Here is a 14504-nt window from a genome sequence, read left to right as displayed (position 1 = left end):
CGCATCGTTTCAGGCGTTGGCCGTTTCTTTCGAGGCTGATTTAGGCACTGGCCCGCGCAGCTCTTCGTAGTGATCGAAGCTCAGCTTGACCCAGCCGGTGCCGCGCGTGGCGCTGGCGAGGGTGCGGTGCAATTCGTCCTCGGCTACAGCGGGAAGCTGGGCGTTGAAAATCTCCCAGCCCGAGGCGTTGGGGTTGCCTTCAAAGCCCAGAACCTGACCTTGCAAAGAACTGATGGTTGGAACCAGATCGCCAACGAAATCCGAGGGCAGGTGAATCTCGGCGGTCAGGATGGGCTGCAGAACCACTGGTTTGGCCTGTGGCAATGCCTCACGCACGGCATTCTTGCCCGCAGTCCGGAAGGCATAATCCGAGCTGTCCACGTTGTGGTGCTTGCCATCGCTGAGTGTCACCTTCACATCGACCACCGGGAACCCTTCGGGCCCCTGCGCCAGCGCGTCCTTGGCGCCGTGTTCAACCGAGGGGATATAGTTCTTGGGCACCGCGCCGCCCTTGACGATCTCTTCGAACTGGAAGCCTGCCCCGCGCGGCATCGGTGAGACAGAGATCACCACATCGGCAAACTGCCCCGCGCCACCGGATTGCTTGCGGTGACGGTGGCGGTGTTCGACGGGTGCACGGATCGTTTCACGATAGGCGGTTTCGACCTGCTCGGTTGCGATCTCGATGCCGAAATCCTCGGCCAGCTTGGCGGTGACGCGCCGCATGTGCTGCGGCCCTTGTGAGCCCAGAATGGCATGGCCGCTCAACTCATCCTGCTCCAGATGTAGGCCGGGGTCGATCTCGACCAGACGGGTCAGGGCGTTCGACAGGCGAACGTCGTCGCGTTCATGGGCCGGGGACACGATTTGACGGAATGCGATGGGATGAGAAGACGCCCATTCCGGCAGCGGCGTCGCCTCGGTACTGTCATAGAGATTACCGGGATTCAGGTGGTCGGATTTCACCGCCAGTCCGATTTGTCCGGCGGGCAGATCCGCGATCTGCGTCTTGGCGTCCAGCGTGGTCAGGTTGCCGACGGTCTCACCGCCGAGATTCTCATGCGCTTTCACGCCGTCGCCCAAGCCGCGCAGAACGACGATTTTGCCGATATGCTTCTTCACATCCGCAAACCCGGCGATGGCGCGGGCATTCTCGGCGGCCTCGTCACGATCCGCCGCGATGTCGAATTCGGGTGCTTCATGCCGCAGCGCCTTCATCAGGCGGGTCAGACCGTTGCCGTGGCTGGCCGCCCCCAGACAGGCCGGGATCAGTTGGTGGTTCTGCAGGACCTGTGCGGCCAGATCATAAACCTCGGCGCTGGGGGGCTGTTTGTCCTCGATCAGTTGTTCCAGCAGGTGATCGTCGAAATCCGACAGGGTTTCCAGCAATTCGGTGCGGGCCTCCTGTTCGCGGTCCTCGACTGATTGCGGCAGCTCGATCAGGGCCGAAGGCTGCCCTTCCTGGTATTTCCATGCTCGCTCCGAGATCAAATCGACCGCGCCGATGATCGTATCGCCTTCGCGGATCGGAACCTGCCGCAGGGCGATGTGGTGGGAGCAATAGGTCTGAAGCGCCGCGATGATGTCGCGAATCCGGCCATTCGGATTGTCCATACGGTTGATAAACAGGAAACAGGGAATGCCCGCCTCTTCAACCAGCCGCAGGTATGGGGCGCACAGAACTGCGGCGTTCGGGTCGGGTGGTACAACCACCACGGCGGCGTCTGAGATTGCCATGGCCGGGCCGACATAAGCCAGATTGTCGCCGCCGCCATCCACGTCGATGGCGCACCAGGGCTCGTCCAAGTAAGAAAAACCGTGCAAATGCACGGTTCCGGAAACATCAAATGTTGTGGGCCGCCCGTCGAGGCGGCTTATAGCCTCGACCAGAGTGGTTTTGCCCGATTGGCTGGGGCCGAGGACGGTGAAAACGCGCATAGGTGCTGTCCCTCTTTCAATTTGCAGATCGACTGCACGAAAAGGGTAGCCTTACGCGAATGCGTTGGCGCAATTGTCTGTTACTCGGCCTGCCTCAGGTGCGGGCGAGGTGCCGCCCACCCTACAAGTGTGTGAAAAACCGACCCGTCGCGTCAAGCCCTGACCTCTTGCCGGGTCATATTGCTGAGCTGTGGCCGGCTTTGCTCAGATCATATGCGTCAAAGCTGCGGGCAATCATGCGGGTCAGAGGGCGCGCCTCGGGCGGGATGAACAACCCGTCCTCGGTGATGCGCAGCAACCCGTCAAAGGCGCTGTTGGCGTCCTGAAACATGCGTCGCAGTTCGGCTGCGGTGATGTCGTGGTCGCGCAGAATCTCGGCGCTGTCGATCTGGAAATCGCACATCAGCGCTTCGATCAGACGGCCTCGCAAGATGTCCTGCTCTTTGAACAGGTGCCCGCGCGAGGTCGAGAACCGCCCTTCGCGGATCGCCTTGGTATGGGCGGACGTCGCGGGCGCGTTCTGCGCATAGCCCTGCGGGAAGCGCGAGATCGAGCTGGCGCCGACACCAATCAGAACTTCGGCCTGATCGTCGGTATAGCCTTGGAAGTTCCGCTTGAGCCGTCCGGCCTTCAGCGCATGGGTCAGGCCATCGTCCTGCGTGGCAAAGTGGTCGATGCCGATTTCCGCGTAGTTGTCCCACATGAACAGACGGCGGGCGGTGTCGAACAGGTCCAGCCTCTCTTCGGGAGTGGGCAGGGCGTCCGAAGGAATCAGCTGTTGCCGCTTAGCCATCCACGGCACGTGCGCGTAGCCATACAGCGCAACCCGGTCCGGGCTGAGCGACAGCAGTTTCTGTACGCTTTCCGTCATCCGGGTCTTGGTCTGATGCGGTAGGCCATACAGGATGTCGGCATTCAGGCTGGTGATCCCCCGCGCGCGGATCATGTCCACGGCGTCTCGGGTGGTGTCATAGCTTTGGATGCGCCCGATGGTCTTTTGAATCTCGTCGTCGAAATCCTGCACCCCGATCGAGGCGCGGTTCATACCGGCCTCGGCCAGCGCGTCCAGACGAGCCTCATCAATCTCGTTCGGGTCGATCTCAACCGAAAATTCGGCGTTTGGTCCCAGCGGCACCACGTCCAAAATCCGCGCTGCCAGATCGCGCATCAGATCGGCGTTCAGCAGGGTCGGTGTTCCGCCACCCCAATGCAGGCGCGACAGGGTGACACCTTCGGGCAGACGCTCGGCCAGCAGGTCCAGCTCGGCCTTCAGCACGTCGACATAGGCGATGACCGGGTTGTCCGTCTGCGTGCCCTGCGTGCGGCAGGCGCAGAACCAGCACAGCCTGCGGCAGAAGGGGACATGGATATACAGCGACACGGAACTGCCGGGTTTAAGGCCGGAAATCCAGTCACCATAAAGACTTGGCCCCACATCATTGCTGAAATGGGGAGCGGTGGGGTAGCTGGTGTAACGCGGTACTTTCGCGTCAAATAGTCCAAGCTTTGCCAATTGTGGTTTCACTATCATGGCGATACGTTTAAGGGACGGCCCGGCCAGATGCTTTGACCGAGATCAAGTGGAAATGCGCATGACACCGATATTCAAGATCGACCATACGAACTGTGGAGACTGCCCTATCCGGCATCGCGCAGTGTGTGCGCATTGCGATGCGAATGAGCTGGAAGAGCTTGAAGGCATTAAATATTACCGCAGTTTCGAAGCGGGTCAGACGATCATCTGGTCCGGGGATCAGATGAACTTTGTCGGCTCTGTCGTGTCCGGTATCGCATCGTTGACACAGACGATGGAGGACGGACGCACGCAAATGGTTGGCCTTTTGTTACCCAGCGACTTTGTTGGTCGTCCGGGGCGTGATTCTGCGCCTTATGACGTACAGGCGACAACCGATCTGGTCATGTGCTGTTTTCGCAAGAAGCCCTTCGAAGAACTGATGAGCTCAACACCGCATATCGCGCATCGACTGTTGCAAATGACGCTGGACGAGTTGGACGCGGCGCGCGAGTGGATGCTGGTTCTGGGGCGCAAGACTGCGCGCGAGAAGATCGCAAGCCTGCTGTCGATCATCGCCCGTCGCGACGCCTCGATCCACCAGAAGGGCAACTCCGGCCCGATCGTGTTTGATCTGCCCCTGACCCGCGAGGCGATGGCGGATTACCTTGGCCTGACGCTGGAAACGGTCAGCCGTCAGATCTCGGCGCTGAAAAAGGATCAGGTCATTCTGCTGGAAGGCAAGCGCCACGTCACGATCCCGGATATGGGGCGGCTGATGGAAGAGGCGGGCGACGACGCGGACGGCGGATTTCTGGTCTGAAACGCTTGCGGCGTGACTGAGGCCGCGCACCGTGCTTAACTGGCCCTGAGTAACGTAAGTCTCAGGAGTAAAACATGGAATTCAGTAGCATTCTGGCGATGCTGTTCATTGGCGCTGTCGCCGGATGGCTGTCGGGCAAGATCATGGAAGGCCGCGGCTTTGGCCTGATCGGCAATATCATCGTTGGTATCGTTGGTGCCTTCTTGGCCGGATTGATTTTTCCGGCGCTGGGTTTTGCTGTGGGCGGCGGTGTCCTCTCATCAATCTTCTTCGCCACAATTGGCGCAGTGATTCTGCTGTTCTTGATCGGGCTGATAAAACGCTAGAAAAACCGCCCCGAGGGGCGGCTTTTGTAATCAAGCTTGCCTCAATGGGCGAGGAAAACGGGCACCGAGGATTGTTCCAGCATGTTCCGGGTCGCGCCACCCAAAATGGCTTCGCGGAACCGCGAATGGCCATAGGCCCCCATCACGATCATGTCCGCTTCGGTGTCAGCGGCGTGCCGGTTGAGAATATCCGACACACGGGTCATGGTTTTGCTGAGCACGTCAATCTCGCATTTCACGCCATGACGGGCCAGCATCTGTGACAACATTCCCCCCGGGTCCGACCGGTCGGGACCGTGGCGCGGAGGGTCGATGACGACGATACGCACCAGATCGGCCTCAATCAGGAAGGGCATTGCACGGCGAATGGCGCGCATCGCCTCGACGCTTTCGTTCCAGCCGATCAGGATCGTGCCAGGCCGCGCGAAGGGCGTGGCGTCCTGCGGCGTGATCAGAACCGGTGCGTGACCTTCGAACATTGCGGCTTCGACGATGGGTTCGGCCTCGGCGCCGCGATCTTCGCCATAGGGTTGCGGCAGGATGACGAGGTCGGAGAATCGCGCGCGGTGGGCAACATGGCGGCCAATATCCGAAATCTGCGCCACACCGCTTTCGGCAGACCACCGGGTGTCGGTCTTGCCCAGATAGGTTTTGGCGTAGGTCAGGATTTCCTCGGCTTCAGCATTGGCGCGGGTCAGTGTTTCCTGAAGAATCAGCGCGTTGGCACCCGCGTAATAATAGCCGGTCTGGCTGCGGTCTACGCCTAGGCAGAGCGCTTCGATATGTGCGTCCTGCGCGGATGCCAGCGCGGCCATCTGTGCCAGAGCCGGATCGCTTTGGCTTGTGTCCGTCATGACAGTGAGAAGAGATTTATACGCCATTTTGACCTCGTGCCTGCGGAGCGTCTTGCTGCGGCCTGATGACCCAACAACAAGAGTACGATTGTCACAGAAATCGAGCTATTGTCTTGACACAGATCAAAGCAGTTCTGGCCTCTGTCCGACAAAACAGCAGCCAGTCAAATGGGTCTCGCGACACATAAAGAATCACGCGGGGCATGGCAAAGGGACGCAATATGTCAAATTACATCAAGCTGATCGTGCTTGGTCTGATCGCGATATTCGCGGCGATCGGAACCAATTACGCACGCGATTTGGCGTATCAGGTGCACGCAATTCTGGTGATGATTATCGCCGTTGGTTTGTTCATCTGGACGCTGAGAAACACCGAAGAGCCAGATATTCTCGTGGATCGCTCGGGCGAATACATGGATGGGGTCATCCGCTACGGCGTGATCGCAACCGCCTTTTGGGGTGTGATCGGGTTCCTGGCGGGGACCTTTATTGCGTTCCAGCTGGCCTTCCCGGCGTTAAACTTTGAATGGGCGCAGGGTTACCTGAACTTTGGCCGCTTGCGTCCGCTGCACACCTCGGCGGTGATTTTCGCATTTGGCGGCAACGCGCTGATCGCGACCTCGTTCTATGTCGTGCAACGCACCAGCGCCGCGCGTCTGTGGGGCGGTAATCTGGCGTGGTTCGTGTTCTGGGGCTACCAGCTGTTCATCGTGCTGGCCGCAACCGGATACGTTCTGGGCGGAACCCAGTCGAAAGAATACGCCGAACCCGAATGGTATGTTGACCTGTGGCTGACCGTCGTCTGGGTGGCTTATCTGGCCGTGTTCCTGGGCACCGTGGTCAAGCGGAAAGAGCCGCATATCTATGTGGCCAACTGGTTCTATCTGGCGTTTATCGTCACCGTTGCCATGCTGCACCTGGTCAACAACATGACCATCCCAGTCAGCATCTGGGGTTCGAAATCGGTCATCGTCTGGTCGGGCGTGCAAGACGCTATGATCCAGTGGTGGTACGGCCACAACGCTGTGGGCTTCTTCCTGACCGCGGGCTTCCTGGGCATGATGTACTACTTCATCCCGAAACAGGCCGAACGTCCGGTGTTCTCGTACAAGCTGTCGATCATCCACTTCTGGGCACTGATCTTCCTGTATATCTGGGCCGGTCCGCACCACCTGCACTATACCGCGCTGCCTGATTGGGCTTCGACGCTGGGCATGGTGTTCTCGATCATCCTGTGGATGCCTTCTTGGGGTGGTATGATCAACGGTCTGATGACCCTGTCGGGCGCATGGGACAAGCTGCGCACCGACCCGGTGATCCGGATGATGGTGATCTCGGTCGGCTTCTACGGCATGTCCACCTTTGAAGGCCCGATGATGTCGATCCGCGCCGTGAACTCGCTGAGCCACTACACCGACTGGACCATTGGTCACGTGCACTCGGGTGCGCTGGGCTGGAACGGCATGATCACCTTTGGTGCGCTGTACTTCCTGGTGCCCGTCTTGTGGAAACGCGAGCGTCTGTACTCGCTTCAGATGGTCAGCTGGCACTTCTGGCTCGCCACCATCGGCATCGTGCTCTACGCCGCGTCGATGTGGGTGACCGGTATCATGGAAGGCCTGATGTGGCGCGAAGTGGATGCTAACGGCTTCCTGGTGAACTCGTTCGCCGATACCGTGGCGGCCAAGTTCCCGATGTATGTGGTGCGTGCTCTGGGTGGCGTGATGTTCGTCGCTGGTGCTGTGATCATGTGCTACAACCTGTGGATGACTGTGCGGAAGGCACCGGCCAAAGAGGCCAGCCTGACCGTCGCGGTCCCGGCTGAATAAGGAGGGCCGGAGCAATGGCAATTCTCGACAAACATAAGATCCTCGAGACCAACGCGACCCTCCTGCTGATCTTCAGCTTTCTGGTCGTAACCATCGGTGGCCTGGTTCAGATCACCCCGCTGTTCTACCTTGAGAACACAATCGAGAAAGTGGAGGGCATGCGCCCTTATACCCCTCTCGAAATGGCGGGGCGTGAGATCTACATCCGCGAAGGCTGCTATGTCTGCCACAGCCAGATGATCCGCCCGATGCGGGACGAGGTCGAACGCTATGGCCACTACTCGCTGGCGGCTGAGTCGATGTATGACCACCCGTTCCAGTGGGGCTCCAAGCGTACCGGTCCTGACTTGGCACGTGTGGGCGGCCGTTACTCGGACCAGTGGCATGTGGACCACCTGCGTGATCCGCAGTCGGTTGTGCCGGAATCGGTGATGCCGAAATACGGCTTCCTCGAGCACCGCAAGCTGGACGGCAAGTATATCGGCGACATCATGGCGGCGAACGCTCTGGTGGGTACGCCCTATACCGAAGAGATGCTGGCCAACGCTCAGGCGGACTTCCGTGCGCAGGCCGATCCGGACAGCGACTATGACGGGCTGCTGGAACGCTATGGCGACAAGGTCAGCGTGCGCAACTTCGACGGTCAGCCTGAACTGACCGAAGCGGACGCGCTGGTTGCCTATCTGCAGATGCTGGGAACGCTGGTCGATTTCTCGACTTTCACCCCGGACGCGAGCCGCTAAGGAGGGTGTGATGGAAGAATATACACTCCTGAGGCAATTCGCGGATAGCTGGATGCTGCTGCTGTTGTTCTGCTTCTTTGTTGGCATCGTGATCTGGGTTTTCCGCCCCGGTGCCAGCAAGGAATACAAGGACACCGCCAACATTCCGTTCCGGCATCAAGACAAACCCGCCGAATCAGAATCTAAGGAGGCGCGGCAATGAGCAAACCATCTGAAAAACTGCCGGGCGATCCAAACACAACCGGACATACCTGGGACGGCATCGAAGAATTCGACAACCCGATGCCCCGCTGGTGGCTGTGGACCTTCTACGCCACTATTATCTGGGGCGTGATCTACACGATCATGTATCCCGCATGGCCATTGGTTCATTCTGCAACGGCCGGTGTTCTGGGCTGGTCCACGCGTGAGGATGTGCAGCAGGAAATGGTGAGTTTCGAAGAGGCGAACGCACCGTGGAATGCCAAGCTGGTTGAAACGCCGCTGGAGCAGATCTCGGTCGATGCCGAGCTGCAGCAATATGCGGTGAACGCGGGCGGCGCTGTGTTCCGCACCTGGTGTGCGCAGTGCCACGGCTCGGGTGCGCAAGGCGCCACCGGCTTCCCGAACCTGCTGGATGACGCCTGGCTGTGGGGCGGTACGCTCGAAGATATCGAGTTCACCATCGCTCACGGTATCCGGAACGAGGAAAGCGACGATGCGCGCTATTCCGAGATGCCGGCCTTTGGCGAGATTCTCGAAGGCGAAGAGATCACTCAGGTGGTTCAATACGTCATGTCTCTGACCAATGCGCAGACCGACGATGCGGCGGCGCAGGCGGGCAAGGTTGTCTTTGAGGACAACTGTGCGGCCTGTCACGGTGAGGATGGCAAAGGCGATGTCTTCCAGGGCGCGCCGAACCTGACCGACGCGATCTGGCTCTATGGCGGCAGCCAAGAGGCTCTGACAGAGACGGTGACCTACAGCCGCTTTGGTGTGATGCCTGCTTGGGAAAACCGTTTAACTGACGCGCAGATCCGCGCCGTCACTGCCTATGTCCACCAGTTGGGTGGTGGTCAGTAAGGTTTAAGGAATACCTTCGGACGGTTCGCCGCCCGAAGGTTGAGGCACCGGCTGTTCCATCTGTTCGCGCGTTTCCTGAACAGCCGGTGCTACAGCTCCAAACTAGTGTTCCGTCCCGATCCGGTCCAGTGGACTCGTTACTTTGGACGTGAACCTGCGACGCGCAAGCTTACCTTCCACCACGGATCATCACGAAGCCGCTGTTTCGGTTCGTTGCGGGTCTCGGTCTGGGTGGCGACCATGAAGGTTTTGGCGAAAACAGACAGCATCTGACCTCTCCTGGGTTTGTCTCTAACTAGGTTCAGGATTGATCTGCGCGCGCGGAAATGCGACTCAATTGGAAATCGAACGTGTAAGCAGGGTTTACATATGGATTGGTTGAAGATGCCGCCGCTTGCTTCGCTGAAGGCCTTTCATGCCTTTGCGGAAACGGGAAATTTGGTGCAGGCGGGGGCTTTGCTGAATGTCAGCCACGCTGCCATCAGTCAGCAATTGCGCGCGTTGGAAAAACACCTTAGTGCCGCGCTCCTGGACCGAAGCGGAAAGTCCATGACCCTGACCCCCGAGGGCGAGAGGCTGGCCCGCGCCCTGCATCTGGGATTTGGGGCCATCCGCGATGCCGTGGCCGACCTGTTGCACCTGACCGAGGATCGCCCGGTTCACGTCTCGCTGACGGCGTCTTTTGCGGCGTCATGGCTGATGCCGCGCCTGCCTGCCTTTCAGCTCGACCATCCTGATATCCCTCTGGTGTTAGACCCTTCGCCCGAATTGGTCAGCCTGCGTCCGGGCGGGGTGGATGTGGCGATCCGGTACGGCGACGGGAACTGGCCGGGCATGGTATCGGAACTGTTGCTGCAAAGCCCGATCGTGATCGTCGCCGCGCCCTCTCTGCTGCAGGGCAGGACGTCGATGACCCCTGGCGAGCTGAGCCAGCTGCCCTGGCTTGAAGAGCTTGGAACCACCGAGGCGACCTCGTGGCTCGCCCAACATGGCGTTGAACATGGCCCTCGTGCCGGGCGCATCATGTTGCCAGGCAATCTGGTGCTTGAAGGGCTACGGGCCGGACAGGGCGTGACCGTCACGGCGCGGCATTTCGTTGAACCCGACATAGAAGCGGGCCGCCTTGTCGAACTGTTTTGCCAACCGGGCGAACGGGGCTATCATATTGTAACCGGCGATGCACCGCTGCGGCCTGCCGTCAAGGTTTTTGTGGCTTGGCTCAGGCGGCAATCTGGTCGCATGTGACAAAAGGTGTCTGTGCGATGCGCTTTTGACCCATGTCAAAGTGGGACACGCTGTGATTTGGGACAAGACGCCTAAAAAACAGCCACATCTGGAGCCAGCTCGTGAGCGATTCCGACCCCGCCCCCAGCCTTTATGCTGCTAGGGAGCCCATTTTTCCCCGGCGCGTGTCCGGTCCTTTTCGAAACCTGAAATGGATCATCCTCGCGGTCACGTTGGGGATTTACTATCTAACACCTTGGATCAGGTGGGACCGCGGCCCCAGCTTGCCCGATCAGGCGGTGCTGCTGGATCTGGCGAACCGGCGGTTCTATTTCTTCTGGATCGAGATCTGGCCGCACGAGTTCTATTTCGTCGCGGGCCTGCTGATCATGGCGGGTCTCGGGCTGTTCCTGTTTACCTCGGCGCTGGGGCGTGTGTGGTGCGGTTATGCCTGCCCTCAAACTGTGTGGACCGATCTTTATATTCTGGTTGAACGCTGGATCGAGGGGGACCGAAACGCTCGTTTGCGCCTGCATCGGCAGGAAAAACTGGATTTCCGCAAGGCCCGGCTGCGTTTGACGAAATGGACCGTGTGGCTGCTGATCGGTGTGGCCACCGGCGGCGCCTGGGTGTTCTATTTTGCCGACGCGCCGACGCTGTTGCGCGATTTGGTCACGGGCAACGCCCACCCTGTCGCCTACACAACCGTTCTGATTCTGACCGGAACGACCTTTTTGTTCGGTGGTTTCGCCCGCGAGCAGATTTGTATCTATGCCTGCCCGTGGCCGCGTATTCAGGCCGCGATGATGGACGAAGACACTCTGGTTGTTGGCTACCGCGAATGGCGGGGTGAGCCACGCGGCAAGGGCAAGCGGAAAACGGATTCCGAGTTGGGCGACTGCATCGATTGCATGGCCTGCGTGAATGTCTGCCCGGTTGGCATCGACATCCGCGACGGTCAGCAGTTGGAGTGCATTACCTGCGCGCTTTGCATTGACGCATGTGATGATATGATGGCCAAGATCGGCAAGCCGCGTGGCCTGATCGATTATATGGCGCTGAGTGATGAGACCCGCGAACGCGCGGGCGAGCCGCCCAAGAATGTTTGGAAACACATCCTGCGGCCGCGCACAATTATGTATACAGCGATGTGGGCGGCGGTTGGCTTTGGCCTGCTTTTCGCGCTGTTCATCCGCTCGGACATCGATCTGACCGTGGCGCCGGTGCGCAACCCGACCTTCGTGACCCTGTCTGACGGCACCATCCGAAACACTTATGACGTGCGTCTGCGCAATAAACATGGCGAGGACCGGCCGTTCGAGTTGACGCTGGCCGGTGATCCGGCGCTGCAGCTGCAAATCGAAGGGATCGAGGGCAGTACTGTTAATGTCACCGCGGATACGGCACAATTGACGCGCGTTTATATCGTTTCGGCAAAAGGCACCGGACCTTCGGCTGCGGATACCACGCCGGTCCGTATCTGGGTCGAGGATGTGGAAAGTGGTGAACGCGCCTATAAGGACACCACGTTCAATGGACGAGGAAACTAAGATGGCCGAGCGTCAGTTTACCGGAAAGCACGCCCTGGCGGTGTTTGTCGCTGCCTTTGGCGTGATCATCGCTGTCAACCTCGTGTTGGCCTATAGCGCGGTGAAAACCTTTCCGGGGCTTGAGGTTAAGAACTCGTATGTCGCCAGTCAGGAGTTCAACGAGCGTCTGCAGGAACAGCAGGCGCTGGGGTGGACCATCCGCGCCGAGGTTTCGGGTGGGCTGTTGATCCTACACATCACGGACAAGACCGGCGCCCCGGTCGAAGTGACGGAACTGCAGGCCGTGGTTGGCAGAGCCACCCATGTGAAAGAGGATTTTTCGCCCGATTTCACTTTTGATGGCCAAGCCTACGCAACCCCGGCGACCTTGGGCAAGGGCAACTGGAACATCCGGCTGGTGGCCAAGGACAGCTCGGGTGCCGAGTTCGCGCAGCGCGTGCCGCTGTATGTGAAGGGGTGAATGGATGACGGCGCAGCTTACATCCGGCACGGCAACCTGTCCGGGGTGCATTGCCAGCCCGGCGGAACCGGCGCGCCCCGTACCGCAGGATGTGCAGATCGCGCTGTCCCTGCCGGGCATTCACTGCTCGGCCTGTATCGCCACGGTCGAACGTGAGCTGAACGCCCATCCCGGTGTGGAAGATGCGCGGGTAAACCTGACTCTGAAACGCGCGATGGTCAAAGCGGTACCCGACCTGCGTGCCGCCGATCTGATCCCGGTGCTGGAAAACGCGGGCTTCGAGGCGCATGAGCTGGACCCCGGCGCCCTGTCGGCCACGCAGGCGGACAAGGCGGGCCGCGATCTGCTGATGCGTCTGGCGGTGGCCGGGTTTGCCTCGATGAACGTGATGCTGTTATCGGTGTCGGTCTGGTCGGGGGCCTCGGACGCCACACGCGACATGTTCCACTGGATTTCGGCCGCGATTGCGCTGCCCGCGATTGCCTTTTCTGCGCAGCCCTTCTTTGCCAACGCCTGGAGCGCTCTGCGTGTGCGTCGCTTGAACATGGACGTGCCGATTGTGCTCGCCATCGTGCTGGCGCTGGTGACGTCGCTGTGGGAAACCGCGCTTAGCGGTGAGCACGCCTATTTCGACGCGGCGCTGACGCTTACCTTCTTCCTGCTGGCGGGCCGGTACTTGGATTACCGTACCCGCGCCGCCGCCCGATCTGCGGCTGAAGAACTAACCGCCCTTGAAGTGCCCCGCGCTATCAAGCTCGTCGGTGGGGCCGAAGAAGAAGTCGCGGTGGCCACGCTGGCTGTTGGCGACCTGATCCTTGTCAGACCCGGTGGCCGTATGCCGGTGGACGGCGAGATTGTCTCTGGCCAGTCGGAACTCGACCGCTCTCTGCTGACAGGGGAAACCCTGCCTGTCTTCGCCGAAGCTGGCCTGGCCGTCAGCGCCGGAGAGGTCAACCTGACCGGTCCGCTGACCATCCGGGCGACAGCGGTGGGCGAGGATACCTCGCTGCATCGCATGGCCGATCTGGTCGCCATCGCTGAATCGGGTCGTTCACGCTATACCTCGCTGGCGGACAAAGCGGCCAAGCTATATGCGCCGGGCGTGCACATCTTGTCGGCGCTCAGCTTTCTGGGTTGGTACATCTATTCCGGGGATATCCGTACCGCACTGAACATCGCCGCCGCTGTTCTGATCATTACTTGTCCCTGTGCGCTGGGCCTGGCTGTCCCGGCGGTGACCACGGCGGCCTCGGGGCGGTTGTTCCGCAAGGGGATGCTGATCAAACACGCCACTGCTCTGGAGCGTCTGGCCGAGGTCGATACGGTCGTCTTCGACAAAACCGGTACGCTGACCTCGGGCACGCCTGAACTGACCAATCTGGGTGATCATTCCCGTGCGGATCTTGAGATTGCTTTGGCATTGGCCGAGGCGTCCTCGCATCCGTTGTCGGTAGCTCTGACCAAGGCTGCACGGCACGCCGGGATCAAACCGGCCGGCCTCAAAGACGTTACTGAGGTTCCGGGCTATGGCACCGAGGGCCACTGGCGCGGCCAGCGGGTGCGTCTGGGCCGCGCGGCGTGGACCGGCGCGGAAGAGGGCAATCAGACCGCGGCCTGGCTGTCGGTTGGCGGACAGGCCCCTGCAACATTCCTGTTCACGGACAGCCTGCGTCCCGGCGCGGCTGAGGCAGTTCAAGCCCTTCGCAATGCAGGCAAGGACGTCATTCTGATTTCCGGCGACACGCAGGGCGCGGTGCAGGCGTTGGCTAAAAAACTGGGGATCGAAAACTGGGTCGCACAGGCTCTGCCGCAGGACAAGGCAGCCCGCGTGCAGGAGTTGAGCGATCAGGGCCGTCACGTTCTGATGGTTGGCGATGGCCTGAATGATACGGCCGCTCTGGCGGCGGCGCATGTGTCGATCTCTCCGGCCTCGGCGCTGGATGCGGCGCGGGTGGCGTCGGATATCGTGCTGCTGGGCAATGATCTTGCCCCGATCGCGGATGCCTGCGATACGGCCGTGAAAGCGACGAAACGGATTCGTGAAAACTTCCGCATCGCCACCGTGTATAATATCATCGCGGTACCGTTGGCCGTGGTTGGCCTGGCCACACCGCTGATCGCGGCGCTGGCGATGTCGACCTCGTCCATTACCGTGTCGCTGAACGCCCTGCGTCTGAGGTAA

Annotated in this window: 14 protein-coding genes; 10 read left to right on the top strand and 4 right to left on the bottom strand. The window is 60.3% G+C overall.

Annotation, left to right across the window (positions count from 1 at the left end):
• Positions 1 to 9 precede the first annotated feature (9 nt).
• Both ACR0ER_RS21300 and hemN read right to left on the bottom strand, forming a co-directional pair.
• Positions 10 to 1938: an elongation factor G gene (locus ACR0ER_RS21300; RefSeq protein WP_480770652.1), complete on the bottom strand. Its 1929-nt coding sequence runs from the start codon at positions 1936 to 1938 to the stop codon at positions 10 to 12.
• Positions 1939 to 2113: 175 nt separating this feature from the next.
• Positions 2114 to 3469 (bottom strand): oxygen-independent coproporphyrinogen III oxidase, encoded by a 1356-nt coding sequence (gene hemN / locus ACR0ER_RS21295; RefSeq protein ID WP_480770651.1) that lies wholly within the window; start codon positions 3467 to 3469, stop codon positions 2114 to 2116.
• 61 nt (positions 3470 to 3530) lie between these two features.
• Here hemN and fnrL point away from each other — a divergent pair, with 61 nt between their 5' ends.
• Entirely contained in the window at positions 3531 to 4274 is a 744-nt protein-coding gene (gene fnrL / locus ACR0ER_RS21290; protein ID WP_480770650.1) for a transcriptional regulator FnrL, read from the top strand.
• Between the two features lie 74 nt (positions 4275 to 4348).
• Positions 4349 to 4600 (top strand): GlsB/YeaQ/YmgE family stress response membrane protein, encoded by a 252-nt coding sequence (locus tag ACR0ER_RS21285; protein ID WP_480770649.1) that lies wholly within the window; start codon positions 4349 to 4351, stop codon positions 4598 to 4600.
• A gap of 41 nt (positions 4601 to 4641) precedes the next feature.
• Here ACR0ER_RS21285 and ACR0ER_RS21280 read toward each other — a convergent pair whose 3' ends face one another.
• Positions 4642 to 5481: a universal stress protein gene (locus tag ACR0ER_RS21280; RefSeq protein WP_480770648.1), complete on the bottom strand. Its 840-nt coding sequence runs from the start codon at positions 5479 to 5481 to the stop codon at positions 4642 to 4644.
• 194 nt (positions 5482 to 5675) lie between these two features.
• Here ACR0ER_RS21280 and ccoN point away from each other — a divergent pair, with 194 nt between their 5' ends.
• From ccoN to ccoP, 4 genes are read left to right on the top strand one after another with little or no spacing between them, the layout of a single operon-like run.
• On the top strand, positions 5676 to 7283 hold the full coding sequence (gene ccoN / locus ACR0ER_RS21275) for a cytochrome-c oxidase, cbb3-type subunit I (protein ID WP_170335619.1): 1608 nt from the start codon (positions 5676 to 5678) through the stop codon (positions 7281 to 7283).
• Between the two features lie 14 nt (positions 7284 to 7297).
• Complete coding sequence (ccoO, locus tag ACR0ER_RS21270; RefSeq protein ID WP_170335617.1) at positions 7298 to 8026, top strand: cytochrome-c oxidase, cbb3-type subunit II; 729 nt, start codon at positions 7298 to 7300, stop codon at positions 8024 to 8026.
• Between the two features lie 10 nt (positions 8027 to 8036).
• Positions 8037 to 8228: a cbb3-type cytochrome c oxidase subunit 3 gene (locus ACR0ER_RS21265; RefSeq protein ID WP_480770647.1), complete on the top strand. Its 192-nt coding sequence runs from the start codon at positions 8037 to 8039 to the stop codon at positions 8226 to 8228.
• Positions 8225 to 9088 (top strand): cytochrome-c oxidase, cbb3-type subunit III, encoded by an 864-nt coding sequence (gene ccoP / locus ACR0ER_RS21260; RefSeq protein WP_480770646.1) that lies wholly within the window; start codon positions 8225 to 8227, stop codon positions 9086 to 9088. The genes ACR0ER_RS21265 and ccoP overlap by 4 nt, the downstream gene beginning before the upstream one ends.
• 137 nt (positions 9089 to 9225) lie before the next feature.
• On the opposite strand, the gene ACR0ER_RS21255 is transcribed toward ccoP, so the two are convergent.
• Entirely contained in the window at positions 9226 to 9357 is a 132-nt protein-coding gene (locus ACR0ER_RS21255) for a hypothetical protein (RefSeq protein WP_480770645.1), read from the bottom strand.
• A 100-nt stretch (positions 9358 to 9457) separates the two neighbouring features.
• Here ACR0ER_RS21255 and ACR0ER_RS21250 point away from each other — a divergent pair, with 100 nt between their 5' ends.
• The 4 genes from ACR0ER_RS21250 to ACR0ER_RS21235 all read left to right on the top strand — a co-directional run bounded on the left by ACR0ER_RS21250 (position 9458) and on the right by ACR0ER_RS21235 (position 14504).
• Complete coding sequence (locus ACR0ER_RS21250) at positions 9458 to 10333, top strand: LysR family transcriptional regulator (RefSeq protein WP_480770644.1); 876 nt, start codon at positions 9458 to 9460, stop codon at positions 10331 to 10333.
• A 101-nt stretch (positions 10334 to 10434) separates the two neighbouring features.
• Positions 10435 to 11862 carry a cytochrome c oxidase accessory protein CcoG gene (gene ccoG / locus ACR0ER_RS21245; protein WP_480770643.1) on the top strand — a complete coding sequence of 476 codons (1428 nt, stop codon included), beginning with the start codon at positions 10435 to 10437 and terminating at the stop codon, positions 11860 to 11862.
• Between the two features lies 1 nt (position 11863).
• On the top strand, positions 11864 to 12322 hold the full coding sequence (locus tag ACR0ER_RS21240; RefSeq protein WP_480770674.1) for a FixH family protein: 459 nt from the start codon (positions 11864 to 11866) through the stop codon (positions 12320 to 12322).
• Between the two features lie 4 nt (positions 12323 to 12326).
• Positions 12327 to 14504, top strand: a complete 2178-nt coding sequence (locus tag ACR0ER_RS21235) for a heavy metal translocating P-type ATPase (protein WP_480770642.1) — start codon at positions 12327 to 12329, stop codon at positions 14502 to 14504.

It is taken from the genome of Ruegeria sp. CH8, assembly GCF_056536985.1.
Note: the sequence above shows the minus strand (reverse complement) of the source record. Positions and strands in the feature narration are given on the sequence as shown.